The organism is Streptomyces sp. CY-1 (assembly GCF_047218265.1).
In the GTDB taxonomy this organism is placed as follows: Bacteria; Actinomycetota; Actinomycetes; order Streptomycetales; family Streptomycetaceae; genus Streptomyces; species Streptomyces niphimycinicus.
Map to the genome: position 1 here is coordinate 4006939 of NZ_CP178393.1, position 24652 is coordinate 4031590.

The window sequence follows — 24652 nt, forward strand, 5'->3', positions numbered from 1 at the left end:
CACTCACCGGCGGGGAGTGAGCACCCCGCCCAGATGTGTCCGCGCTCAGGGCCCACCGTGGCCTCCGAGCACCGCGCGCAGCCCCGGGTCTCGTATCACCGCGATCGGACCGTCGGTGTCGGTCCGCAGCACGGCGGCTCCCTGGGCACGCAGGGCGGCGATGGTGCGGGGCGACGGATGACCGTAGGGATTGTCGGCACCGCAGGAGATCAGGGCGAGGCGCGGTCTGAGACGGCGGAGCAGGTGCGGGTCCTGGTAGGCCGAGCCGTGGTGGGCCACCTTGAGGACATCGACCTCGGGGAGAGCGGGGTGCGCCGTCCGCAGGGCCTGCTGGGCCGGGGGCTCCAGGTCGCCCAGGAGGAGCAGGGTCAGGCCCGCCGTGCGGACGAGGAGGGTGACGCTCGCGTCGTTCGGCCCCTCGGCCCCGGCCGGGGCGGGCGGCGGCGCGGGCCACAGGACCTCCCAGGACAGCGGGCCCAAGCGGCGCCGCTCCCCCGGCGCCGCCGCGACGACCGGGATATGCGCCGACCGGGCCCTGCGCCGTACGAACTCGGCCTGACCGGGCGGCTCTTCCAGACCCGTCGTCTCGATGGCGCCGACCGCGCGCCCCCGTAACGCACCGGTCAGCCCGGCCACATGGTCGGCATGGAAGTGTTCTCCACGATCCGCATGTCTCATGAGACATCGACTGCCTGGCGCACTCAGGCGTGATGTGGACCTCGCAGGAACAAAGCTACCGTCGGATCAATGCAGCGCTGAGACACAAGAGTCCGTCGACAGTATGTGACACAGATCACTCGCAAAGTGTCTGTTGGGCGCCACCCCAGGTGTGTGCGTACGCCGAGATTTGTTCTCTCAGGTCGGCGATGTCGATGCCCAGTCGCTCGGCTGTCTCGGGGAGTCGGACGCCGGGGATGGCGGCGGCGAGGCGGAGTGTGTCTTCGTGCAGTGCGCACTCCAGCCGAGTGGCGTTGCGTAGGTGTGCCCGCGCCTGTGACGCGGCGTCGCTGATGAGTGCGTGGATCTGTTCCGGCTCGGGCGCGGGTGCGGGAGGAGCTGGCAGGGCCGGGAGGTCCGGCGCTACTTCGTCGGTCAGTTCGGTCGTGTAGGTGGGCAGCAGGGGTGGTTCGGCGCATTCGCGGTACCAGGCCCAGGCGTGGTGGGCGGGGATGTGGATCTTTCCGCCGGGCGTCGTGCGGGTGGTGATGACCGGCTGGTCCGTACCGGTGGCGGGGTGCTGTGCGGGGTGTTCGGGGAGTCCGCGCAGTGTGGCGAAGTCGGTGGGGCGGGTGGTCAGGCGTGCAGTGACGGCGTGGGTGAGGGCGGCGATGTGGCGGCACGGTGAGCTTCCGCAACCACAGCTGAGGGTGATCTCTTCAGGCGCGGGCTGGGTGGGTACGCCGCCTGTGTGCTCGGGGTTGGTCAGGCATTCGGGGAGCTTGCCGGTGCGGATGGCTTGGTGGTGGCCGCAGGTGGGTGCGGCTGCTTGCCAGGCTGTGAGCTGGTCGTCGGTGAGGACGGGCAGGGTGATCGTGGGGTGGGCGGGTGTGCTGTGGTGCCGGTCGGTGGCGGTGGCGCTGATTCGACCGGGGGTGAGGGTGAGGTGGGTGAGGCCACCTGCGGACAGGTCGTTGTGGCCGGCGAGCCAGAGGGCCTCGTCGCTGATGGCGGCGCGCAGGAGGGTCTCCCAGGTGAGGGCCCATGTGTTCGGGGTCATCGCTGTGCTCCCAGGGCGATCAGGTCGATGATCTGGTCGTCGGTGAGTTCGGTGAGGGCGGAGTAGCCGTCGGCGAGGACGGCGTCGGCGAGGGCCCGTTTGTGTTTGAGGAGTTCGTCGACGCGGTCTTCGAGGGTGTTCTCTGTGATGAGGGGGTGCACGGTGACGGTGCGCTGTTGGCCCAGACGGTGGGCGCGGTCGATGGCCTGGCTTTCCTTGGCGGGGTTCCAGGGGCGGTCGAAGAGCACGACGTGGTTGGCCTGGGTGAGGGTGAGGCCGGTGCCGCCGGCTTTGACGGTCATGACCATGAGCTGGCCGGAGCGGGCCTGGAAGGTGTCGATGATTCGCTGGCGTTCGCGGACGGAGGGGATGTCGCCGCTGTAGTAGAGCGGGTTGTGGCCGTGGCTGCTCAGGTGCCGGAGGAGAAGTTTGGCCATGGACCGGTACCGGGTGAAGATCAGCGTGGATTCTTCGGGCGCGGTCAGGGTGGGCAGCAGGTCGTCGAGTGCGCCGATCTTGCCGGACCGGGCTGCGGCCTGCTCGGGGTCGTACTCGTCCTCCAGCGAGTCTTTGTGGTACTGGGCGGGGGTGTTGCAGATCTGCTGCAGCTTGTTGAACAGCTCCAGCAGCAGGCCTTTGCGGTGCACTCCGTGGGCGTCGCGGATCTCCTGGAAGGTGTCGTCGGCGGTCTGCTGGTAGAGCGCGATCTGTTCAGGTGTGAGGCTGACGACGCGTTGTCGGATGTCCTTGGGCGGCAGCTCGGTCAGGATGCCCGGGTCGCTCTTGCGGCGGCGCAGCATGAACGCGCTCATGAGGCCGGACAGACGTGCGGTGCGCTCGCTGTCGGCGATGTTGTCTTCGATGGGGCGGGCGAACTGGTCGCGGAAGACGCGCTGGGTGCCGAACAGTCCGGGGTTGAGCCAGTCCATGAGGGCCCATGCCTCGGTGAGGTTGTTCTCGACCGGGGTGCCGGTCAAGGCCACCCGGACGCCTGCTTTGACGCGGCGCAGAGCGCGGGCGGTGGCGGTGCGGTGGTTCTTGACCATCTGGGCTTCGTCGGCGACGACGAGGTCGAAGGAGATGAGGGCCAGCAGGTCGATGTCGCGGCGGAGTGTCTCGTAGCTGGTGATGACGATCGTGCGGGAGGTGGCGTCTTCGAGGGTGCGGTCGGGTCCCAGGTAGCGCAGGGTCGACACGGTCGGGGCGAACCGGTGGGCTTCGCGTTCCCAGGTGATGACGACGGAGGCGGGGCAGACGATCAGGGTCGGCCCCATGGCGCCCGCGACGGTTTCCCTGCGGTGAAGGTGCAGTGCGAGAGCGGTCAGCGTTTTACCCAGGCCCATGTCGTCGGCCAGCAGCGCGCCGAAGCCCGCGTCGGTGGTGTTCGCCAGCCAGGCCAGGCCGAGTTGCTGGTAGTCGCGCAGGGTTGCCTGTAGGGCTCCCGGCTCCGGGACGGGCGTGGCGCGGGAGCCGGTGCGCAGGAAGTCCACGAGGCTGGCAAGAGAGGCCGTCGGCTCGCACGGCACGTCCTGGCCGTCGATGTCGATGGACCCGGTCAGGGATGCGCGCAGGGCCTGGTCCGAGGAGATCGGGCCGATATGGCGATGGGCGGCACGGCGGGCGGTGTCTTCGTCAACGAGAACCCACTGGTCGCGGACCTTGGCCAGCGGCCGTGGTGTCTGGCCGATGTCGTCCATCTCCTGGTCGGAGAGGTCGGCGTCGCCGAGCGACAGCTGCCACCGGCCGTCCAGCACGTCGTCGAGGGAGAACCGCGGCCTCGGCACAGCGGCGGATGTATCGGCTTCTGCCCCGACCACGACTCGTGTGCGCAGCAGACTGGTCCACTGCTGGTGCCAGTACACGCTCAGTCCGGCCCGTTCCAGGTGGTCCCGTGTGGCGCCCAGCAGCAGGACGGCCTCGCTGGCCAGCAGCGTGAACCGGTCGGGTACCGGGCACTGAAGGAGCCGCCCGGCTGGCTCCCACACCTCGGCGATACGCCGCAGCCGCCGGCGGATGTGCCCCACCAGCGTCTCGTCGCCGGACATCTTGGCAACCGACTGGAACAGCTGTTGCTTGCGGCTGTCCGCGGTGGGCTGGGCGACCAGCAGTTCGGCCCACAGCAGTTCCGTGTCGTCGGGGCTGGACGTCTTCGGGGCGTGTACAGACAGTTTCAAGTCCACCGGCGCCATCTCGGCGCGATCGTCCTCTGCGCGGTCGGCCCACTGGTGCAGTGCGGCACTGCGCTGCTGGCGCGGAATGGGGGTGGCGAAGGGCATGTTCCCGAGGACCGCGGAGGTGCCGGGGCCGCGCAGCATCGCTTCGGCGACGGCATTGAGCCCGGCGCGGACCGCGACGCGCGGCGCCCACAGTTGGTAGGGCCGGGTGTCGGTGGCCGCACCGCAGTGCGCGGCAGGAACCATGGCCTGCCGCAACTGCCGTGCGCGGTGGCGTTCGTGCTCGTTGAGCGGTCCCAGGCGCCACACGTCGACACCGTGGTTGTCCAACGTCGGATACACCCGGCCGTCGGCCACCACGGACAGCCCCAACCGGATCGCCTGATGCCACAGTTGCACGGACGGGGCGAGATGGTCACCGTCGGATGTCCGGGCCATGGCGTTGGCCAGCAGCCGTAAGGGCACCTGCCAGCAGTCCACCGGCCGGGGGCCGACCGCGAGGCCCTGGCCGGGCAGGACGAGATCGGCCGTGCAGCGTCTGATCGGCTTGTGACAGGAGGCAGCCACCGGGGTCCCGTCGGCCCGGTAGAGCAGGAAACGGCCGGCCCCGCCCTGCAGATCAATGGTGATCTCCAGGCCCTGCCGCAGTAGTTCGACCAGCGCGTCCTCGGCGGCTGCCGCTGCGTCGCGGTCCGCGAGGGGACCGGCCGGACTCCGGTGGGAGCCCACGCCGCCCGCACCAGCAGCCGCCGCCTCCGACTCCCGGGCTGCGGGAACACTGCGCGCATCACTGGGGCCCTCCGACGGAGTGGCCAGCAGTTCGATCATCGCCTCGGCGGCCTGGCGTTGCGCGTCGCGCTTGTTGGGCCCGTGGCCGAGGGTCTCCAGCCACTCCGCGTGTACCTTGCAGGTGATCCGTGCGGCGAACCCGGCGGGGGCCTTGGTGGGGTCCTCGATGCTCAACTTGATGATCTTGCCGGTCTGTTTGAGCTCATTCAGGAGCATCAGCGGGTTCTTGCCGCCGAGTTCGGGCACCGGGATACGGCCCATGCGCAGACCGCGGCCCGCCTTCACGGCACGCTGAACGCTCTCCAGCAGCTGACGCGCAGCCCCCGACCGCGTACTGGCGCGGCCGAGCCCCCGCCCGGTGACGGTGAGCAGCTCACCACGGTGCACGCAGGCGGCGACGCACACGAACAACGGCTCCAGCCCCGTGATGCCGGGGGCGCTCGTGAAGACGAGCTCGCTGATCACCCCGGACTCCGCCAGTACCTTCAGCTGCTGCTGCGGATCCTTCTGCGACGCATGCCCGTTGCCCGCCGTCGGGCGCGGCCCCGCAGCCTGGACCGGCAGGGGCGCCTGCACCGGCAGACCGGCCAGCTGGGCCAGTAGCCGAAGTGCGGTAGCTCCGCGCGCCAGCCGCTTGTTGTTGCGCCACGGACCGAGCTCACTGACCTCCTCTCCGTCGACAACACAGGTCCCACGCATCCTGAACAGCGGCGGACCCGGCTCGCTCTTGCGCACCTCTTCCGTATAGGAAGGTGTCGGCCCGTAGCGCAGTGACTGGTGCAGAGTCAGCACCGCCACGGCGACGGCGGGATCGTGAGCCGCCGCCAGGGCCGCCTCGCGGGCCGGCTGCCACGCTGTGGCCCGTGCCGTGAACAAGACGGCGTGCAGGTCGCGCGGGATCAACTCTCCCGCGTTGATCCGCAGCACGATCTCGGCCACCTCCGCGGGCGCAATCTGAGGGCGGTCCAGAGCCTGTTGAAGGCGGGTCGGGAAGGACACGTCGCGGGCCTGGGCCGGTGGTGAGGCCGATGAGAAGCGGCCGGCCGGCACCCATCCGGACAGGGTGCTGTCCTGATCGACCGGTTCGGCTCCGCAGAGGTGGCCGAGCAGGCTCACGGCCGCGCTCTGATGGGCGGCCTTGCGGCTGGGGCGTGTCACCACGGCGCCGTGGGCGTTCGCACCGGGCTGCCGCCACCCGGCTTGAGCGCTGAACAGCTGCGGGTTCGAGCCGGGCACCTCGCGGATCACGAACGCCGACGGGATCCCGATGTCCTGGCAGTGGGTGTGGAGCACGGAGGCGGCCAGTTCAGGGCGGGCCGAGACGATCGCCCACGCGCCGGAGACTGCCGCCTGGGCGGACGGGAGCGACGATGCCCGCATCAACAGCAGGCGCAGATCCTTGATGCCGAGGCGCCCGGAGCCTCCACGCGCGGCGGCCTCGGCAGCGAGCTCGGTGGGCACATGGCGGTTCTCCCACGCTGCCTCCAACAGCCGGGAGAACACATGGGGATCCACCGACTCGAGATCAACTCGGGAACCGGACGCGGGATGCGGCACACGAACGGTAGGACTCGACGGATGTGGTGGTACGGAGGCCATCTCAACCCTCACGGAGAAACACGAGGAAATAGGGCGGTCGATAGCAAAGCACCTTCAACATGGCCGTTCTCGGGCAGGCGAGATCCGCCGCGGCATAGAGCAGGATGCCGTTGACCAGCACGTTCTCGCGCACGGTGGCCAGCAGAGAGAACCAAACACATCTGCGGCGACCGACTCTTTCGGGGGACGGAACGTCGGGACCGTGCGGTTCACCTGCCAGGAGGACGGCGCACAGCGCCACCTCACGCAGGTCCCTGCTCCGGCAGCCGGCCGTACGACAGGAACGCTGCTGAACCGCTCACAGGCGAAGCCACTCGATCGTGTCGGCCAGCTCCTGATGTTCCGGTGAGCCCTGAAGTGCGTTGACGCGCTTCTTGTGGAATGCGACCGCCTGGCCATTCTTGTTCGTGCAACTCTCGCCCGAGCCGGCATCGCAGTAGCCGCATTCCGCAGTCAGCGGCAACTCTTCGAGCTCACATTTGAGGTCCGCGAGTCTCACCCACCGGTGGGTGTGGCAGGCGAAGACCCCCTCGGGGGTCGCACATGTGTCGCCGTCCTCCACTGTGTGGCCGCACAGTTCACCCTCGCGCGGATCGTGATGTGCGCACCGTTCGCTTCCCGTGCGCCGCTTGAAGGGGCAGCGCAGCCCGCCGGAGTACTCCACCCACCGAGAGTCGTTAAGTTCCTCGTCCAACGTCACGGTGCACCGTTCCGGGAAAGGATCCGGGACGCCATCAGGTAGTGGCCACTGATGCTCGACGCAACGCTGGTTCGGGGCGCTGACGAACACCCCGCACGGACCCCATGCCGGGTAGTTGGAGTGGCGCCCCGTGCGCGACGACGCCCAGAAGCACACGGGCCGCAGAAGGGCCTCGAACTTGTCCCGCAGCTGACGGGCCTCAGGGGCGGGGACGTGCTGCAGGAGCCGGAAGGCTTCCTCGACCTCCTGGGCGGAGATCTCGACACGCCGGGGGGCGCCGTTACGCCTGCGTGCGATCACGCGTGCCGGCTTGGGCGGGGTGGGGGTAGTCCTCGACATGGAGGCGATTTGTACCGCAGCGCGGCGATGCCGACACCGATGTACACGCCGACACCGCCCACGCTGCAAAAAATCAGCGCCGAAGCGCTGCACACGCAGCTTAGCCGCGATTCGACTGAAAGCTGCGAAAGCGGGCGTGTCGGGCGACGGATTTTCTGGCGTAGCATGACCGGCTCTACCGCCCGCCACGGTGTGAAAGGTCTCGCGTTGACCCCGGAGTACTGCCCATTCCACCAGGTCGAAGACGCCTGCGGGCCCATGGCCCGGCTGCTGGAACAGGCTGGCCTGCTCGCCCTGACGCCGAACGCTCCGGCCCATCCGGGCCAGGAGCCTGACGCTGACGGCTCGGCCTTCAGCGTTCCGGTGGCGGGGGTCTCGTTGCGGCGGATTGTCGTACGGATCAACACCTGGGGCCGGACCTTCCTCGACCCCACCATCCCCCGCCTGGACGTGGCTCCCGGCGACGTACGCTCGGTCCGGTACGCGTTGCAGGCCCTGTACGAGACGGTCCAGGAGAAGACCGGGGTCGACCGGCAGTGGTGGCGGGTGAAGGACCAGCTGGCTCAGGCGCGTTCCGTCCTCGTCCGCGATGCGCTGGCCGATGCGGAGGACGACCGGTTGTCCGCGTTTCTGGCGGCCCTGCATGTCGACCGCGCCTACACCGTCTGGGAATCGGAGATCAAGACGAGCCTCGGCTCCTGACACCGGGCCCGAGCTTCAGTCCGCTGCGGCTTCCGCCAACGGCGTGCGGGGCCGGAGCAAGGCCAGTGCACTGACCATCGGGCCCGTGCGAGCCGAGTTGCCGCAGGTTCTCCCTTCCGACGACTCTGGGCTTCACAGGCTGGGAGAAGACGCCCAGCCCACTTCATTGGCGATGGACACCCCAATCGAGGCGTGGTGAAGACTCTGGTGCTGGAGGATCCGCGGGTGCTGGTGTGCGGGAGCCGCCGGTGGCCATGGCCTGGGACGGTCGAGACTGTTCTGGACCGCCTGCTGGTCAAAACGGCACTGCGCGATGCCGCATTCACACTGGTCGTGGGCCTTTCCATGATGCGCGATTCGGAGATTCACGAGATCTTGCGGGAGCCCGTCGTCGAGCACTACAGCACCCCCGCGATCTCCTCCACGAAGATCAAGGGCACCACTCACCGCCCCGCCAAGCATTGGTGGATCTCCGAACCCGTCGTCGAGGCCCTCGCAGTCGCCGAGGCGGTCTCCCTTCACCCTGGCCGCATCTTCTCCCCAGTCAGCGCCGACAAGCAGGACGGCACCATCCTCGGCGTCAGGTTGCTGGCGGCGTTCGTGACCTTTGTGAATGCCAACCGGGCCTCGACCGGGCTCGACGAGATCCCTACCACCTACATCCGCCCCCACATGTTCCGCCGCACCATGGCGATGCTCACCGACCAGTTCCCCGGCTCCGAGATCGCCACCGGAATCCAGCTCAAGCACATCGCCGCGCTGGCCCTCGCCAACGCCACCACCCAGAGCTATGCCGCGTCCGACGCCGAGTGGGCCCAATACCTGGAAGACGCCCTCGACAACGTCAAGTTCCGCAAGATCAAAGATCTCTACCAGCGTCATGCCGATGGCGAGGAGATCGGATTCGGACCCGGCGCCGAACGAGTCAAGGATGCCTTCGACCAGATCACGGCCACCGTCAAGGCCCGCAACGGCGACGCCCGCACCGCCGAGGCTCTCCTGCGAACGACCAGGATCCATATCCGCTTTGGCATGCTCAACAACTGCACCGCCGATCACACCAACCCAGTCGGCGCCGTCTGCCTTGAGAACGCGATCGTCCCCGAAGGACACATCGGTCCCCTCGACGAACGGTGCCGGCCGGACAGATGCGCCAACAGCATGATCGGCCCCGAACACCTGCCCATCTACGACTCCCACCAGCGTAAACAGCTCCAACTCATCAACGCCCCCTCCACCCCTACCTGCCGCCGTGACCTCGCCGAGCGCGAACTCGACATCACCCGCAACGTGTTCAAGATTGCGGGCGGAGCCCAGTGACCGAACGCCCTGAAGGCGATCTTGAAGACCAGGTCAGCCCCAAGACTGCCGGCGCCCTCCGAGCGGCGATGCACCGCCTGTTCGAGGGGCGTCCGCAACGGACCGACGGCCGCCTCACGAAGGAGAACCTCTACAAAGAGGCCCAGGTCAGCCGAGCGACCATGAACCGCGCACATGCGATCCTGGCCGAATGGGACGCACACCTCGCCGCCCACGGCAAGACAACTCCCGGTGAGGCCAAACGCGACGCTGCTATCGCCGACCTCAAGAAGCGACTCACCAAGAAGACCCAGGAATGCACGCTCCTGGAGCGGAAGTTGAAGGCGGCCCACACCGCGATCGCCGCTCTCTTCCACGACAACGAAGCACTGCGGCAGCAACTCGACAAGGATGCTGCGACCGCAGTCACCCCCATCCGCCCACGCGGCCCTCGTCAACGTCAATGACTCCGCCGCTTGCCCAGGGCATCGCTACCCGCTACCGCCATCAAGCCTCGGCGATCGCGACCCCATCTCGGCTGTACCACCCCATCGCCGCAGGGCGGCAATGTACGGGGCACCCGACGTCCGGAACGTGAGCCCGGTGCGGGTGCACCGCGCGAACTGGTGGTGGCTACTGTGAGTGGGCCGCCCGCGTAGAGCGCCCGGGACCGGCGGATCGTGGCCGATCGAGGGACGTGGGGAGCGGGGCATGGGCCGACTGCCTTCGAACAAATACGCGGCGGTGTGCGCGGCGGGGCACTGCACGGTATACGTGCAGGCCGGCGCCGGTGTCCGCGTCCGGCAGGAGGGCCGGTGGGAGGTGTACTGCCCGGTCGATTCTCCGAAGGAAGGCGGGGCGGCCGCCGTGCAGCCTCCTGATGGCGCAGCGGCAGGCTCCGCGGCCAATCGTTTCGCGGGCCCGTGCATGGAGTGTTCGGTCCAGGTGGAGGCCGGGGCCGGTGTCCTGGTTCCCGACGAGGACGGCAAGCGGGGTGTCCAGTGCCCGGTGTGCCAGGTCGTCGCGTTCCGGTGTGAACGCTGGGACGAGAGCGACCAGTTCGGCACGGACCACTGGATTACGGATGCGGTGCCGCCCGGGTGCGCCGCAACGATTTCCCTGCGGATTCTGGCGCTGAACCGGGAGTGCTGGAAGTGCAAGGAGAGCACCGTGTGTGTGGTCGGGCTGTACCCGTCGAGTCCTGCCCGCACTGACCGCTGGGCCCGTTGGGTGAACGGGGACGCGCGGGCGTGGATCAAGCCGCTGCTGGCCGACGCACGGTTCGAGGGGATCGCCGAGTCGATCAAGCCGCGGTGGAGCTCCACCGTCAGCGCGCGCTACCTGAGCAACGGGTGCCAGCACTGCGACGCTCTGCAGGGCGACTTCCCCGTGGAGGAGGAGGCGTCCGATCTGGTCCGTGAGGACGGTGTGGACGCGCTGGGCACTCTCCTGGTGGCGCAGGTGCCCACGCCGGTATGGCAGCGCGTGGTCCACGGCGAGCGCGGATCCGGCAGTTCTCTGCTGATGTAGAGGAGATCGCCCTCGTGCGGCCTTGCCGCGATGGGCTGAGGAAGACCCACGTCCGGATGAGTCCGGGGGCCGCCGGAGGCATCCGCGGGACTTCCGGGCGTGCTGGCCGACTCCGTTCTATGAGAAGTCGCTTGGGGTGAAGCGGTTCCCGGTGACGATGCCCGCGACGACGGCGCGGTCCACGGTGGCGCCTGGGGGCCGGTGCGAGGTCACCCAGGCGAGCTCGTCCACGCGAAGGCTGCCGTCTTTGGTCTTCTCCGTCAGGTCGAGCACCAGGAGCTGGCCGAACGGGACGTTGGTGTTGCTGTACTCGGCTGCCTGCGCCAGGTACTTCCCTTCCAGATAGTCCCGTTCACTGCTCGTGGGGTTCTTCTTGATCTCTGTCAGGTATCGGAGAGGTCCGAAGCTGACGAGGACGTCGGCTCGGCCGAGTGCCTGGTTGATGGGCTCGACCTGGGCCAAAGAACCCAGCTGCCCGCTGAGCAGCCACTGGAAGAAGTGGTGCTGGAGATCGTTCTCCACGGGGACTGCATCCCCGTCGGCTTTGTCGAAGCGGCGCCGGTAGTCCCGGATCCGGACCTTCTTGTTGTTGGTGTCGAAGCGGCCCTCGCCGAACGCGGTAGCGGTATCGAGATCGGCTGCCGCTTTGAGGAACAGCAAGGTCTGCTCGACCAGGAAAGAGAACGTGCGCCGTGTCTCCCCGGTGAAGTCGGGGAAGGCGCTCAGCTGTGTCAGGAACCGGTTGAGCAGGGGCACCACGACGGGATCGGAGTTGCGCAGCCGGGCGAGGTCCTCGGTGTGGGTAAGGCCGTCGATCTTCGCCAGGCCCTCGTCGCTGATGTTGCGTGCGATGGCGGAGATGAAGCCGATGCCGAGCTTCTTGACGGTGGTGGGCGCAAACCGGTACGCGCGTTCCACGTCATTCTCCGAGGGGCCGCTCTCATCCGCGCCGTCCCCAGTAGGTGTGTGGGCTTCACGGCTGGCCTGCGCCGCCGTGGAGGCAATCCGGCGGTCGATGTTGGCCACCAGAGCCGCGGCAGTGGGGTGGTCGAAGCCGGTCCCGGGGTGCTGTTCGGGTGCCGACGCGGCTCGGCGCAGCGCAGCCAGCAGCGCCTGGCGCCGCAGGAATGAGTCTTCCACTGCGGGCTCGACCAGCAGAGCGAGCCCTGTACCGTCTCGACTGCCCAGCGGGCGTACCGTGCGGGCCGCGCTGTAGGCGTTCAGGACATCGTCCAGGGCCGTCCACGGCTCCATCCAGACGTCGTCCTGCAGGAGTTCCGCGGTACGGTGCAGGCGCAGGACGAGCCGCCCCCAGGCCACCTCCGCCGCGAGTTGAGGCTGCAGCCATGCGGGTTGATGCATGCCCCAGTGCCCCGCGTCCCGGTGCTGCAGTGCTGCTTCCAGGCGCGCCGCCGCCGCGGCGAGCGCCGTCGCGTTGCCGGCGGTGAAGGCAAGGACGGCATCGCAGACGGCGGCATAGGCCTGGGCGTCATGGCGGGCTTCCTCGGCGGCCTCGGCCGCGTTGAACCATTGGCGGGCGGTGGTGATGTGCTCACTGACCTTGTCCAACGACTGCGCGGACAAAGCGGATCGCAGGTGGTCGCAGCCCAGTTCTACGAAGGCATCGACGTCGCTGGCTTCGTCGGCGGCGAGCTGCGTGAGCAGAGCGCGCACGGTCTCGGTGATGACCTGTTCGTCCCTAGACCAGCAGTCCAGGGCGAGACCGAGAATGCGCGGAAGACGCTCGAGGAAGTCCTCCGGGCTGTGTGCGTCCAGCTCTTCGAGGGTGCCCCACACCCTTATGGGGCTCACCATCTTGGAAACGGCGAGCCGGACCGCTCCCTCCAGCCGCGCGGCCGCCACAAGCGGCACGGACTGGACTGCCTCGAAAAGGCCGGTCAGGAGTGCTCCGTTGAGGGGCTTGGCCAGGGCCTTCGCCGTGTTCGTACTGCCGAGCAGTGTCTCCAGAGCCGAGGTCAGGTGCAGGACGCTGAGCTGCTTGGCAAAGCCAGTAGAGAACTGTGCCGCCGCCTGGTCCCATACGCGATCGTCGTGGTCGAAGGCGTGGGTGATGGCCTCAGCGAGCAGCGGCGCGTAGGGGCCGGACGCGACCTCTTCGACTTCACCGTGCACCACGGTTTCGGGCAGACCTACCGCTTCGAAGGTGATTATCTGGCCGGAGCCCGCCAGATCGCTCAATCGGCCGGCGAGCTGCGTCATGACGGACCTCCCGCCGGCGTTGTGTTCACCGTCACCACAACGGTTTGCCTGCTGCGGCTTCCAGGATGCGATCGTCTCGGAGCACGTCGTGGGCCAACCCCGAGTCTGCCGTAGTGATCAGCACCTGGAGGTCGGATTCCGCCGCCAGGATGAACAGTTCCCGCAGCAGGGTGTGGGCATCCAGATCCTGGACCTCCTCGGCCTTCGGGCTGTCGATCAGGAGCAGACCGGGATGCGTGGAGATCCCGTGCCTGGCTCCTACCCGCAGCAGCGCGATCACCACAGCGATGCGCAGGCGCAGCCGCTCACCCGCGCTCTGCTTGCTGAACCAGTCCTTGACGCCGCCGTCCTTGACGACCTTCAGCCGGGCCGCGCGGTCGATCTCCACTGCTTCCAGAGAGGTGATGCCGAACCTGCGCCCGAGCTGCAGGACCTCCTTGTCGACCTCCGCGAAGAGGAGAGCAGCTGCGCTCTTGCTGTCACCTTCGAGTACCTGGGTGCCGGCCGCCAGAACCTTGATGGTCGTCTGCTCGACCAGGTCTTCGGCCACCGCCGGAAGCTGCGGGAACACCGACAGCGCGCCCTCCAGCCGCAGCACCGCTTCCTGCGCCAGCAGCCGCTCCGGCAGCTGTGTGACGGCGCGGGCGCTTCGCAGCTGGTCCTCGACGGCCGCCAGATCGTCGGTGAGGCGGGCAAGGGCTGCCTCCGCCTCTTCCAGCGCCTCGCGTGCTTCGTCCTCCGCGACGGTGGACTCGGACAGCCGTTGGCTGGCCTCGGCGGTGACTTCCTCGGGCGTCTCGTCGTCCCCCGCCACGGGGCGCAAACACACGGCGCATGCGTGAGTGTCCCGCTCCTCGGACTTGCGGTCTTCAGCGATCTCCTGATCACAGCGGGGACAGGCCTTGGGGTCCAGCCCGTGAAAGAGGACACGCGCAGTGGCACTCTCGGTGACATCGTTGAGGGTCTTTGCATCGCGCTGCCGCTGCTTGCGGGCCCTACGGTGTACCTGCATCAACTCCTCCCAGGCGTCCTGGAAGTTGGCGACCTGACGGGCCAGCTCGGCTGCCTCCGCAGCCAGTTCGGCGAGCGACTTGCCATCGTCCGCCGGACCAAGGGCCGCAAGTTGTGCACGAGCCGCGGCCAGGTCGGCCTCGACCTGCTCCCGCTCGGCCTGGCGTGCGCTCACCGCCTCTTCCGCCGCGATGCGACGGTGCTTGTATTCGGCGGTGCGCACGTCGTAGGCAGTCTTGACGCGGGTCAGGGTCGCCGCGGCCGGAAGATCCAGGAACACCTGCAAGAGCCGGCCCGCCAGACCGCCCATGGGCTGGTCTCCCAGCAGCGCCTTGTCCCCACCGGCGGGCAGGTAGATCGACCCGTAGTACGACGGCCACCCGTGCGTCTGCGTGCCGGTCTCGTTGAAGCTGTTGACCAGGGGCTGCAGATCGAGCCGGTCCATCATCAGGGCCTGGACCTGACTGGCGAAGCTGTCCGAACTGCTGGCCCTGACCGCGGGCGTGATGTCGCGCGCCGCATCGGGCGTACGCACGGCCTCCAGCGTCTGGACGTCGGGGGACGTCAGAACGACAGCGGAAGTGATCTCCCCGTCCATGAGGTCGAGCCGGAAGCCCATCGGCTGCCCCGCGACCACCACGTCGAGGTCCAACTCGGTCAGCCAGTGCCGCACTCCGGCCTGCAGACCCCGGGGAACACCGCGCAGGCACCAGGTGATCAGCTCCAGGACACTGGTCTTGCCCTTCAGGTTCGCGGCCACCAGGGCCGTGAGCCCCGAGGAGAACCGCAAGGTCGTGTCGAAGCGACCGGGATCAAGGCTTCCTGTACGTACGCCCGCCACCCGCAGCCGATGCAGCCGAAGCCCCCGCGGCCGGGCCGGAGTGTTCACCAGCGGAAGACCGTAGGTGTTGAAGACGTCGCGGACATTGTCGACGGTCGCACCCGAAACGACGGCGATCCTGGACTCCAGTGACGCCTCAGTGCCCCTCACGATTCCCCCGCCCCCACGCTGTTCATCTCGGCCTCAGCTCGCAACCTATCCAGTCGTTGCCGTGCCTGTGTGCTCACAGAACCGATCCGTGTGCCACGCGCTGTCTCGGCGTACTCGCGCTGCAGATACTGCCGGGCCTTCAAGTCGCTGCCTCCCAGACCGTCGGCGAGAGCGATGACCAGGGCAACCCTGTCGACGTAGTACGTGAATTCGGGTGCGGCGCTGACGATGTCCTGCACCACCTGCCGGCCGGCGCTCAGCAGGTAGTAGTCGTGCTGGCGTACGCGGTTGACCGTGCCCCGGCGCCGCCGGACCACAAGACCGGCACTGCGCAGCACAGCGAGGGCGTCGTCCAGTGGCTCGTACGCGCCGAAGTGGTGTCGCAGCATCGGGTAGCGGCGGACCTCCGGCTCCTCGGAGTCCAGAATCCTGCCGGCCCACCGCAGGAGGCCTGGCTCCCGGCTGCTCTCGTAGTCGGTGAGTAACTCATCGGCCAGGTAGTCCGGATTGCGGAGCCAAAAGTCCAGCTTCTGCAGCCTCACCTGCGTCCGGACAACGCCCACCGCGTCCGTGAGCCCCGGGTCGGCGAGGTCGGCTCCGGCCGGAGTCTCGCTCGCGCCGTCGATCAGGAGCAGGATCCGTACGGCGTCCTGCTCCCGGCTCGTGATGGGGGCGTCGTCCTGTGATGCAGCAGCCTGATCGTCCACCGCACTAAGTTATCCCCCGCCGATCGATCAGGAAGCCCCTCGCGCCGTCGTGGACAACTGCCCGACCCGCCGCCGCGTCCGCGCCGCCTTCTGACACTCTGCTCCGCGACGCGTTCTTCCTCGCCTGCCAGACGGACTCCTCCCGCGGGCCCGGCACCCGGGCTCGGCCAGCACGGGCCGACGCGTCACTGCATGTGCGCCGAGAGGAAGGCGTACACGACGGTGGCCGTCGCGATCCCCAGCCCCCAGGCCGGACTTCGGTAGGCGGCTACTCCCGCCGCCGTCGCGAGGGCCAGGATGATGACGGTGCGGGTGCTCAGCGGTGGGGGCGTCGACACGCTCGGCTCCTTGTGTGCACGGGACCTGTGCGGTCCCTGTTGCTGAAGGTGTAGGTGTGCCGGATGCAGGCCCCCACCCGCCAAGGCTGTGTGATGCACATCACGGGGTGGGGGTGGGGGGGTCTCCGCGAAGGCGCACCTACAAGGAGAGCGAGAGGCCCGCCCCAGGGGCCGATCCATGAGGAGGCCCGTTCGTGGGGTGGGAGAAGCCGACAGGCGCAGACGAGGGGGAGCCGGCCCTCCCTCGGCGGGATGGTGAGCCGTCCGCCGCTCCCGTCGACCGGGATGAGTCCCAACTGGTCCAGGACGAGCTACTCGTGGCGATGCTCCGCCAGGAGGGCTTCACCGGGCCGATGTGGGACCTGTTCCGCGGCAGGCTGCTCGAGGGGTGCCTCGGCACCGTGATGAAGTGGATCGAGAACGGTCGCCTGTTCGCCATGGCCATGGACGCGGGCAGGCCGGCGACTCTCTCATCAGCGCTGCGCGCCCACCTGCGGCGCGATGAGAACGCCCGCCATGACCTTGCCTCGGATGTGCTGTTCGAGGCCGTCAGGGTCTTCCGTAAACGAGCCCTCGTGGCAGGCGAGTGGTCCGCGAGCGGGGGAGCCAACTTACGGACGTTCTTTCTCAACATGGTCGCCCTGCAGTTCTCCAACGCGACACGGGCCTGGGCCGCTTCGGAGCGGGACCGCGAACACCAGTCCCTCACCGGTGAGATCGCCCAGTGGGTGGACGAGCGTGAGGCGACAGACCCGTACCGGGCGGCGGATGCCCGAATGGACTTGGAGGTGCTGGGCCGTCATGCAGACCCCCCGATCCCGACCATGATCCAACTACATCAACTGGAAATGAAACCCGCCGACATCGCCGACGTTCTCGGCATGAAGCCGAGAGCCGCCGAGAAGGCGTGGGGTCGCTTCACCAAACAGGTACGCGGACAGGGAACCGACGGGAGGCCCTCATGAATCATTCCGACACCCCAACCCCCCTGAGCCAGCGCGCCGGTCGGGCACTGGCCATGCTCACCGATGACATGGCTGGACCGCGGGGAGCGGAACCGCGCCGCGCTCAGTGGATGCGGAGCTTGGAGCACCTGTTCGCCGGCGGCGCCCCGGCCTCCGCCAACGACGCCAAGGTTGTCCGGTTCCTGGAACTCCTTGAGGCATCATCGGTTGCCGGACCGTCCCCCGACGAGTTCACAGAGCCTCCCCTGGTGATCGGTCGAGCAGCCCGCTCCTCCTGGCCTCCGCGACTCGACGGCTTCTGGGGCGACTACCGGCGCTTCTTGAGGGACGGCCAGGGCTGGGGAGAACTCCAGCTCGCTGCGCTGGATGCGAGCACCGGCAGCATCCTGAAGCAACTGGCCAACCCCGAAGTCCCAGTTGCCATGCGAACCCGCGGACTGGTCGTCGGCAGCGTCGGCTCCGGAAAGACGGCCAACTTCATCGGGACGATCGCCAAAGCGGTCGACGCTGGATACCGCCTGGTCATCGTTGTCACCGGACCGCTGAACCTGCAGCGCCACCAAGTCCAGCAGCGCCTGGAGGAAGCTCTTCTGGACGACGGGCCGCTTGATGGTGCAGCAACAGCCACGGCTAACCCGCAGGGGTCGGCTCCCAGGGCTCGTCCCGGCGTGATGCGGGTGACCACGCTGGACCACGATTACAGGAGCATGGACAGCGCTGAAAATCCTTGGGATTTCGCCAAGCCTGACCCTGGGCAGCCGCTGAACTCCCTGCACAACCTCCGACGCACGCCAGTACGACTGCTCGCCGTGAAGAAAAACAAAAATGTGTTGTCCAAACTCATTCGAGACCTGCGAGCCAGCACTGGACCGTTGTCGGAGCTTCCGGCGCTCGTGATTGACGAAGAACCGCACGAGGCGGCCGACTGGACAACGGACAACAAGGGGATCGTGCAGAGCGCTACAGACAGACAGCTGGCTGAACTCCTCCAGCTCCTGCCACGAGCCCAGTACGTCAGATATTCCACGACGCCATTCGCTCGGGCGCTGGTTGACCCCACCAGAGAAGAGGAGCTCTTCCCCCGCGACTACGTCGCCTACTTGCCCCCGGCCGTTGAATACCTCAAAGGCCACGAGGCCAATGATCCGACCTCGCAAGAGGCCGACTGGACACCCGTGAAGGTGTCCGGCCTTCACCCGGCTCTCGGCGCACGGGTTGTGGATACGAGCGACCTGGAACCACTGCCGGACAGGGGCGGCCAGGGCAGCGCAGCTCTCCGCCTGCTGTGCCAGGCCGTGGACATGTTCGTGCTGACCGGCGCTCTGAAGTTGTACAGGCAAGAGACAGGGCGCTACGCGTACCGGCACCACACGATGCTGGTACACGGCGGTGACCGACTGGTGGACCAGCATCAGGTTGTGGGGAGGCTGCTCCGGCAGTGGGATCCGGCAGCCTTCGTCCATCGCGACAACAGGGCGCGGCTGAAGACTCTCTTTGAACAGGACATCCTCAAGCACCCTGCGGCCTACCCCGAAGCACACTGCACCCCGGATACGTTCGAAGATCTGCTGCCCTACATTCGTGCCGCCGCCGATCGCATGACACGACTGCCGCAGCTGATTACAGGTGCGCAGGAGGAATGGCGCGAACTCGAGGAAGAGTTCGCGGACCGTGAGGTGTGGGGCGTTCTCGTCACCGGGACCAAGATCTCACGCGTGCTGCGTCCTGCCGGATTGACCATCACCTTCGCCTACCCCAAAGGGAGCCGGACTGCGAGGAGGCTGACGCTGAACGAGAGGTTCGTCAACCGAGAGGGCTACCGGGATCTCCTTCACTGCTATGTCGGGCACGACACCGGCAAGGCCGAGCTGGTGGCGGAGGCTGAACGGCTCGAGGAACTGAGGCGAGCCGAGGAGGGCTTCCGTGCTCGGCTGCGTGAGATCGCCGTCCACTCGGTGCACGATCCTCTGACACCAGCTCAGCTGCCTGCGCTGGTTGCCCACCACGCGCCGTGGCGTGCACGGGCAAGGAAGGACAGGATCTTCAACGCCGAGCTCGTGGAAATCCGCAGCCCCGGACGCTGGGTAGAGCATCTTGCTCATCCTGCACGGGCGGCAGACCGGGCCTACAACGCGCAAGCCTGGCTTCCCCTCCTGCGGATGCTGGACGAAGAACCCTCGTCCCCTGCTGCCAGTGGGCGCCGCACAGCAGTACAGCTGCCATCCTCCTTCCCGGCCCGCGCCGCTGTGGTCTCCCACGAACAACTGCTGGATGTCCTTGAACGTCTGCGATGGCAGCGCCCGGATACCTTTCGGCCCTATCTGCAGTACCTGCGGTCCTTGCGGGGGCAGCTGGACGAATGGGTGGTCATCCTGCCCCAGCAGACCGAAGAAATCGCCACGAAGCAGGCTGTGGAATTTCCCTTGCTGCCGTCGACCCTGCAACAGAGTTCAGATCTCCAGGCATTTCTGCGGCTGGAGGACCGACGTCACCGCCGCCTCGGAGAGAGAATTGTCGACATGGGGTCGCAGGCGGATCCTGAGCTGTCTACATGGCGGAAGGGAGAACCTGCGCCCCGGCGAGGCGTCCTGTTCCTCCACCCGATGACGGACCAGGGCCTGAGCGGCGCACTGGTTGGAGGTCAGCACGCGGTGAGCCCGGAGGACCTCGTGATGGGAATCAGTTACCTGGTGCCCACCGACGACTCTTCCCCGTTGGTGAAATTCACGCCTCGTAACGCATCCCGTGCCGAAGCACCGATCTTGGCTTTCACCCGCCCACCGGAGGAACGCGTCGCGCCCCAGCCGCTGAGTTCCGCGGTGTAGCACGCCCCGCCATGCCGATCAGGCATGGCGGGGTGGTCGGATCGGCGCCGAAAGGCGCAGCAGGCCAGGCCCGAGTGACGGATGCGCCCGCGTCCGCCCGGTGCCGGCGAGGCCGCAAGCGGCGCAGGCGATGGCGCGGGTCGGTCTCCGGTCAGCACGCGCGCAGGCACCCCGGCCCGGCAAGATCCCACCACGCAGGATCCGGCTCCAAGCGGCTACGGCGAAGTCAAGTGGTGATCCTTCTCGGCTCCCCATTGTGCTGCTCGGCATCCCGCATCTGTCGCTGCTCGTCATAGGTCATGCGTCCGGTGCCGTGGCAGTTGGCGCAGTAGTGCATACACGGCGGAGGCGCAGGAACGCCGGCCGGCCGCACAGCGACCCCGATACCGATTCCGTTGGGGAGTGGGTTCGGCTTCATGTGCAACTCGGTGCCTGGGACATGCCAGATGCGAGCCAGTTCGTGGAGGTGAGCCACCAGGGAGACAAGGGGATCGGTGTCGTCCGCCCTCTCAAGTCGCATGAGGACGCTACCGGGAAGGGGGCGGGGGACTGCTTCGCCGGTGTTCGGGTCGCACCACATGAGGTGTCCGCGGTCCAGGACGGTGATGAAGTGGGGCCAATGCTCGGGTGGCCGGCCCGAGACCCAGTCGGTGACCTTCTGCGCGAGAGTGGCCAGGGTCAGTCGGCTGCGGTACCCGAACACGCCACCCGAGATTGGAACATACGGCACGAATCCTGCGCTTGTGGGGAACTTCAGGTGGCGTTCGCCGACACGGCGGCGTGATGCTGCCTGCACGGTGGCGATATGGCTGAGCGACTCCTCCAATTTGCGTGTGTCCAGGTGGCTCTTGACTTCGATGACCGCGTGCACGCCCCGCGGGTCGAGGCGCACCCGGCCGCTGGAGAGTGTGCGGTGCGGGGTGACCCGGTAGTCAGCGAATGCGATGTCGTGCTGCTCGGACCAATGGCCTGTGGTGGCATCTTCGATGCCGAGGCGTTGGAGCAGAGTGATGCCGTCGAAGCGGTACCCCAGGGCGCAGAGCAGGGCGGCTTCGCGCTCGAAGCCGATGTCGTCGCCGTGATGCAGGTCGGCACTGTCGTGGAAGGCCTTGTCGAGCTGGATCACGGTGTTGGCCATTCGACGGAACTCGGCCAAGGCTCTTTGCTGCTGTGCGCAGATGTCGTCTCCACCGGTCATGCGCGGCGACGCTAGCAGTAGATGGTCCCGACTCTGGCGTGAATGAGAGGGGAGGCTCGCCTACGCGCCGATGCTTTGAAGTACGCCGCTGACACCTGGCCGTTGAGCCTGATCAAGTCGTCCGATGTCGAGAAGGGTCAGCACGTGACTTCTCCAGAGCTGCTTAGGGCTGCCAGGTGTGCACAGGGAGCGCATCGGCGAGCGTGGCGAAGAAGCGCTGGTCGCGCCAGGTGTCGCGGTCGCCGATGACGAGCAGACGGCGCTTGGCCCGGCTGACGGCGACGTTGAGGAGATTGGGGCGCGAGGCCGCCCAGGCGCGGGCACCTGGCCGGCGCGGATCACTGCCCAGCACCACGATGACCACGTCGGCTTCCTTGCCCTGGGCGGTGTGAATGGTGCCGACGCGCCCTTCGGGCAGCAGCCCGCGGCAGGCCCGCTCGGCGCGGCGGACCACGGCCCGGAACGGGCTGATGACGTACACGTCCTCGGCGAGATCGACGCCGCCCTCGTCGCGGAGCTTCTCCACGACGCGGCGCAGCGCGCGGCCTTCTTCGGGGATCCAGTGCCCGTCCGCCTCGCTCGCGGTGACGTGCACCCAGCAGCTGCGGGGCCGGTAGCGGAACTCGCCGCGATCGGGGGTGCCGTAGACCATGAGGTTGTCGTAGGCGATGGCGTTGCTGACGGAGAACATCGGGTCCTCGCAGCGGCGGTGGACGCGCAGCGGGCTGCCCACCCACACCTCCTGCTGCCCGTCGGGGAGTTCGGCCGGCAGCCAGGTGCCGTAGCGGTTGGTGCGGTCGGCGAGTTGCTGGACCGAGGTGCGGCTGGGCGCCCACTGCTCGTCCACGCCGAACTCACGGCCCAGGGCCCGCTGGGCGGTCCACGGCAGGACTACCACGGGTTCGAGCTGCAGAGGGTCGCCGACGACCACGGTGCGCGCGGAGCGCCACATGCCGCCTACGGCCATCTGGCCTGTGGCCTGGCCGGCTTCGTCGACGAACAGCCATCCCAGGGCTTCTTGTCCCAGACGGCCGAAGACCCGGTCCAGGGAGGCGAAGGTGGTCGAGACGACGGGGACGAGCAGGAACAGGCTCTGCCAGGCCGCTCGCAGAGCCTCCTTGGACACGGTCTTGGGAACGTTGCCCCTCACCGCGTCCATCGCGGCCATCAAGTTCGAGTACATGGTGCGCGCGGTGCACCGCAGGAACGCCTCGTGCAGGCCGAGTGCCGCCAAGAACACCTCGCTGCGGGCCTGGCTGATCTCCGCATCCCCCCAGGGGGCGGCCAGTTCCCGTGCCGTGTCATCCGACAGCCACTGCTGCGTCGACACGTGCGGACCCCACGCGGCCCGTGCCTGGTCGGCCACGTCCTGCCGCGCGGCGAGTTCCGCGGCCGCAGCCTGCTGCGCCTGACGGCATGCCAGGTGAGCGGCGCGTGCCCGGTCACAGGCCGCGTGGGCCGCGTCGCGCTCGGCCTGCGCGCCAGCGCGGACGCCCTGGGCCTCTTCCATGAGAGCGGCGAGCTCCTGGTCTTGGTGATGCCAGTCCCGGCCGGCCCGCCCCAGCGTAGACAGGCTCACCACCAGACCTGGCCGGCGCGCGAAGTGCCCGTCCCGGTCCTGCTGTGCCTGCCTCAGCAGTTCCTGCGCCCGCTCCAGGGCACGCTCCGCCGCCGGGAGCGCCTGCTGGCAGGATGCCTCGCGCTCGGCGGCTTCCTCGATCGCCTGGTGCGCCTGCACCAGCCTGGCTTCAATCTGCGGGAGTTGCTTCAGGGCGGCCGCGGCAGCCGCCCGCTCGGCCTGCAACTGCTCCACCTGGGTAAGCGCCGTCTGCAAGCGCTCCTTGGCCTGCCGCCACACCCCGGACTGCGGCGTGGCGATCCACTCCCGCAGCAGTTGGGACAGGCCCTGTTCACTGTCGATCCAGGCATCGCGCCGCCGCGGGAGCCGTCCCGACGCGGGCGGTTGCGCACCCTCGTCGGTGATCTTGTACTTGCCGTGCCAGAGCCGGTTGACGAACTCCATGCGGTTCTTCTTGTTGCCCAGCCGGGCCGCGACCGCGCCCCAGGCCGGGGTCCCCTTCAGCAGCCGCGTGGCCTGCTCGGCGAAGTAGTCCGCCTCCTCGCGCCACTGCTCGCCGAGCGCCGCGCGGGCGGGGATCTCGGTGGAGATGTTCTCCACCGCCCCGTTGTTGGCGGAGGCGACGACCATCTCGAAGCCGGTGAACTCCGGCCGCAGCGGCGTCACCGTACGGGTGTAGTCGCCGCTCTTCCACGTGTAGGGCTTGCGGTCGGCGAAGGCGTGGGAGGGCAAGCGCAGCTCTGCCAGGCGGCGCGCGCGTTCCACGATCACCGTGCTGAAGCAGTCGCGCAGCATCGTGGTCTTGCCCGTCCCAGGCGGTCCGTTGACGGCGAACACCCCGCTTGAAGCGCCCAGTTGGCTCCAGATGGTGTTCACGGCGAACTGCTGGCTCAGCGCGAGCGGATGCGCCGGATCGGCCGGCCACCGCCCCGGAGGAGTGGATGCGGGTGTCACGCCGTCGAGCGCGGCCTGCGGCTGGCGGCGCAGATCGACCCGCCACGCGGTGTTCACGTCCAAGGCTGGGGTGAGGTAGGAGGCGAGCCCTGCGCCGGGGGCGTTCGTACGCAGTACACCTGCCACCAGGCCCAGGTCAGCGGCGATGAAGCTGTTGAGGAAGTCCTGCTGGTCGGCGTCGGCGGGCTGCCTGACACGCACGGCGGTGCTGCGCACGCGGACCTCGCCGGGTGCCAGCACATACTCGAGCCCCCAGGCCGCGGTCAGATCGCGGACGAAGCCGACCAGATCCTTCGCCGTGAGACGGCGCGATCCCACTTGCTCGGCATCGTCATCGCTGTCCGGCCCCTCCTCACGCTCTTCCTCATCAAGGCCGTCATGCGTCTCGATGCGGGCCGGCATCTCGTCTGCGGGGACGTCACCGAGATCGGCGGCCCGCGCGAGCCAGATCGCCGCCTCGTCTTCGAACCCCTCCAGCCAGCCCCTGGTGCCGGGCCCCGGCACCAGAGCGCGGCCGGTCGCCCAGGCGCAGGCGGACAGCACCGGAGAGTCCAGCAGCAGCCGTCCCTCATCGGTGACGGTCAGTGCGAACAGGGCGCTCTCGCCGTCCAGCCGCCCGTCGTGGTCCTCCTCGCTCTCCCCGAACACCGCGAGCAGCGTGTCGCGGACCGCCCGTAGCCGGTACGCGCCGCCGTAGACCACGTGCTGCCACGCGTAACCAGCCTCCAGCGGCGCCGACCGCAGCGGATGCCCCTCCTCCCACGGCAACGGGCCCTCCGCGGCCGCGACGAAGACCCGCTCCCGTGCAGAGACGGACGGAATCTTCTGCGGACTGAACAGCTCCACCGCCCGCCAGTACTCGATGATGTTCGCCTGGCGCCGCTGCGCGTCCGTCATACCGCCCCCACCTGCCTGTCGCACCTCTGCGCCCTTGCACCCTACGCACGGCGACAGGAGCCCGGAAGATCGCGCTCACCCCCTTGCAGCGGCCCCGCGCAGCACATCTGCGAGCTGC

16 protein-coding genes and 1 pseudogene are annotated in these 24652 nt (G+C 68.3%); 6 read left to right on the forward strand and 11 right to left on the reverse strand.

Features of this window, described 5'->3' with window-relative positions; all coding sequences use genetic code 11:
- Positions 1-45: 45 nt before the first annotated feature.
- The 5 genes and pseudogenes from ACK1X7_RS17490 to ACK1X7_RS17510 all read right to left on the reverse strand — a co-directional run.
- A pseudogene (locus ACK1X7_RS17490) lies at positions 46-654 on the reverse strand (ComEC/Rec2 family competence protein); the annotation flags it as partial.
- A gap of 139 nt (positions 655-793) precedes the next feature.
- Positions 794-1717, reverse strand: a complete 924-nt coding sequence (locus ACK1X7_RS17495; RefSeq protein ID WP_413115310.1) for a hypothetical protein — start codon at positions 1715-1717, stop codon at positions 794-796.
- A complete protein-coding gene (locus tag ACK1X7_RS17500; protein WP_413115311.1) occupies positions 1714-6195 on the reverse strand; it encodes an SNF2-related protein in 4482 nt (1493 codons plus the stop codon). Before ACK1X7_RS17500 ends, ACK1X7_RS17495 begins: the two co-directional genes overlap by 4 nt.
- Positions 6196-6280: 85 nt before the next feature.
- The gene (locus tag ACK1X7_RS17505) at positions 6281-6412 is read right to left on the reverse strand and encodes a hypothetical protein (protein ID WP_413115312.1); all 132 of its coding nucleotides are present in this window, start codon (positions 6410-6412) and stop codon (positions 6281-6283) included.
- Between the two features lie 165 nt (positions 6413-6577).
- Positions 6578-6943 carry a hypothetical protein gene (locus ACK1X7_RS17510; protein WP_413115313.1) on the reverse strand — a complete coding sequence of 122 codons (366 nt, stop codon included), beginning with the start codon at positions 6941-6943 and terminating at the stop codon, positions 6578-6580.
- 384 nt (positions 6944-7327) lie between these two features.
- Here ACK1X7_RS17510 and ACK1X7_RS17515 point away from each other — a divergent pair, with 384 nt between their 5' ends.
- From ACK1X7_RS17515 to ACK1X7_RS17530, 4 genes are all read left to right on the forward strand, one after another.
- Complete coding sequence (locus ACK1X7_RS17515) at positions 7328-8020, forward strand: hypothetical protein (protein ID WP_413115314.1); 693 nt, start codon at positions 7328-7330, stop codon at positions 8018-8020.
- Positions 8021-8212: 192 nt separating this feature from the next.
- Complete coding sequence (locus ACK1X7_RS17520) at positions 8213-9340, forward strand: hypothetical protein (protein ID WP_413115315.1); 1128 nt, start codon at positions 8213-8215, stop codon at positions 9338-9340.
- The gene (locus ACK1X7_RS17525) at positions 9337-9786 is read left to right on the forward strand and encodes a hypothetical protein (RefSeq protein ID WP_413115316.1); all 450 of its coding nucleotides are present in this window, start codon (positions 9337-9339) and stop codon (positions 9784-9786) included. The genes ACK1X7_RS17520 and ACK1X7_RS17525 overlap by 4 nt, the downstream gene beginning before the upstream one ends.
- 460 nt (positions 9787-10246) lie before the next feature.
- A complete protein-coding gene (locus ACK1X7_RS17530; RefSeq protein WP_413115317.1) occupies positions 10247-10849 on the forward strand; it encodes a hypothetical protein in 603 nt (200 codons plus the stop codon).
- Between the two features lie 117 nt (positions 10850-10966).
- Here the strand turns inward: ACK1X7_RS17530 and ACK1X7_RS17535 are convergent, their stop codons facing one another.
- The 4 genes from ACK1X7_RS17535 to ACK1X7_RS17550 all read right to left on the reverse strand — a co-directional run bounded on the left by ACK1X7_RS17535 (position 10967) and on the right by ACK1X7_RS17550 (position 16116).
- Positions 10967-13069 (reverse strand): hypothetical protein, encoded by a 2103-nt coding sequence (locus ACK1X7_RS17535; RefSeq protein ID WP_413115318.1) that lies wholly within the window; start codon positions 13067-13069, stop codon positions 10967-10969.
- Between the two features lie 31 nt (positions 13070-13100).
- Positions 13101-15071 (reverse strand): ATP-binding protein, encoded by a 1971-nt coding sequence (locus tag ACK1X7_RS17540; RefSeq protein ID WP_413115319.1) that lies wholly within the window; start codon positions 15069-15071, stop codon positions 13101-13103.
- Positions 15068-15778: a hypothetical protein gene (locus ACK1X7_RS17545; RefSeq protein ID WP_413115320.1), complete on the reverse strand. Its 711-nt coding sequence runs from the start codon at positions 15776-15778 to the stop codon at positions 15068-15070. Before ACK1X7_RS17545 ends, ACK1X7_RS17540 begins: the two co-directional genes overlap by 4 nt.
- 185 nt (positions 15779-15963) lie before the next feature.
- The gene (locus ACK1X7_RS17550; RefSeq protein WP_413115321.1) at positions 15964-16116 is read right to left on the reverse strand and encodes a hypothetical protein; all 153 of its coding nucleotides are present in this window, start codon (positions 16114-16116) and stop codon (positions 15964-15966) included.
- Positions 16117-16433: 317 nt separating this feature from the next.
- On the opposite strand from ACK1X7_RS17550, the gene ACK1X7_RS17555 reads away from it, so the two are divergent.
- Positions 16434-17081, forward strand: a complete 648-nt coding sequence (locus ACK1X7_RS17555) for a hypothetical protein (RefSeq protein ID WP_413115322.1) — start codon at positions 16434-16436, stop codon at positions 17079-17081.
- 119 nt (positions 17082-17200) lie between these two features.
- Positions 17201-19906 (forward strand): Z1 domain-containing protein, encoded by a 2706-nt coding sequence (locus tag ACK1X7_RS17560; protein WP_413115323.1) that lies wholly within the window; start codon positions 17201-17203, stop codon positions 19904-19906.
- Positions 19907-20132: 226 nt separating this feature from the next.
- On the opposite strand, the gene ACK1X7_RS17565 is transcribed toward ACK1X7_RS17560, so the two are convergent.
- The gene (locus tag ACK1X7_RS17565) at positions 20133-21104 is read right to left on the reverse strand and encodes a DUF6602 domain-containing protein (RefSeq protein ID WP_413115324.1); all 972 of its coding nucleotides are present in this window, start codon (positions 21102-21104) and stop codon (positions 20133-20135) included.
- 163 nt (positions 21105-21267) lie between these two features.
- Entirely contained in the window at positions 21268-24534 is a 3267-nt protein-coding gene (locus ACK1X7_RS17570; RefSeq protein WP_413115325.1) for a DEAD/DEAH box helicase, read from the reverse strand.
- Positions 24535-24652 lie beyond the last annotated feature (118 nt).

Excerpts from the sequence above, each read along its gene's own strand:
- ACK1X7_RS17535 (WP_413115318.1), bottom strand. The coding sequence starts at position 13,069 with ATGACGCAGCTCGCCGGCCGATTGAGCGATCTGGCGGGCTCCGGCCAG.
- ACK1X7_RS17495 (WP_413115310.1), bottom strand. The coding sequence starts at position 1,717 with ATGACCCCGAACACATGGGCCCTCACCTGGGAGACCCTCCTGCGCGCC.
- ACK1X7_RS17565 (WP_413115324.1), bottom strand. The coding sequence starts at position 21,104 with ATGACCGGTGGAGACGACATCTGCGCACAGCAGCAAAGAGCCTTGGCC.
- ACK1X7_RS17530 (WP_413115317.1), top strand. The coding sequence starts at position 10,247 with ATGGAGTGTTCGGTCCAGGTGGAGGCCGGGGCCGGTGTCCTGGTTCCC.
- ACK1X7_RS17570 (WP_413115325.1), bottom strand. The coding sequence starts at position 24,534 with ATGACGGACGCGCAGCGGCGCCAGGCGAACATCATCGAGTACTGGCGG.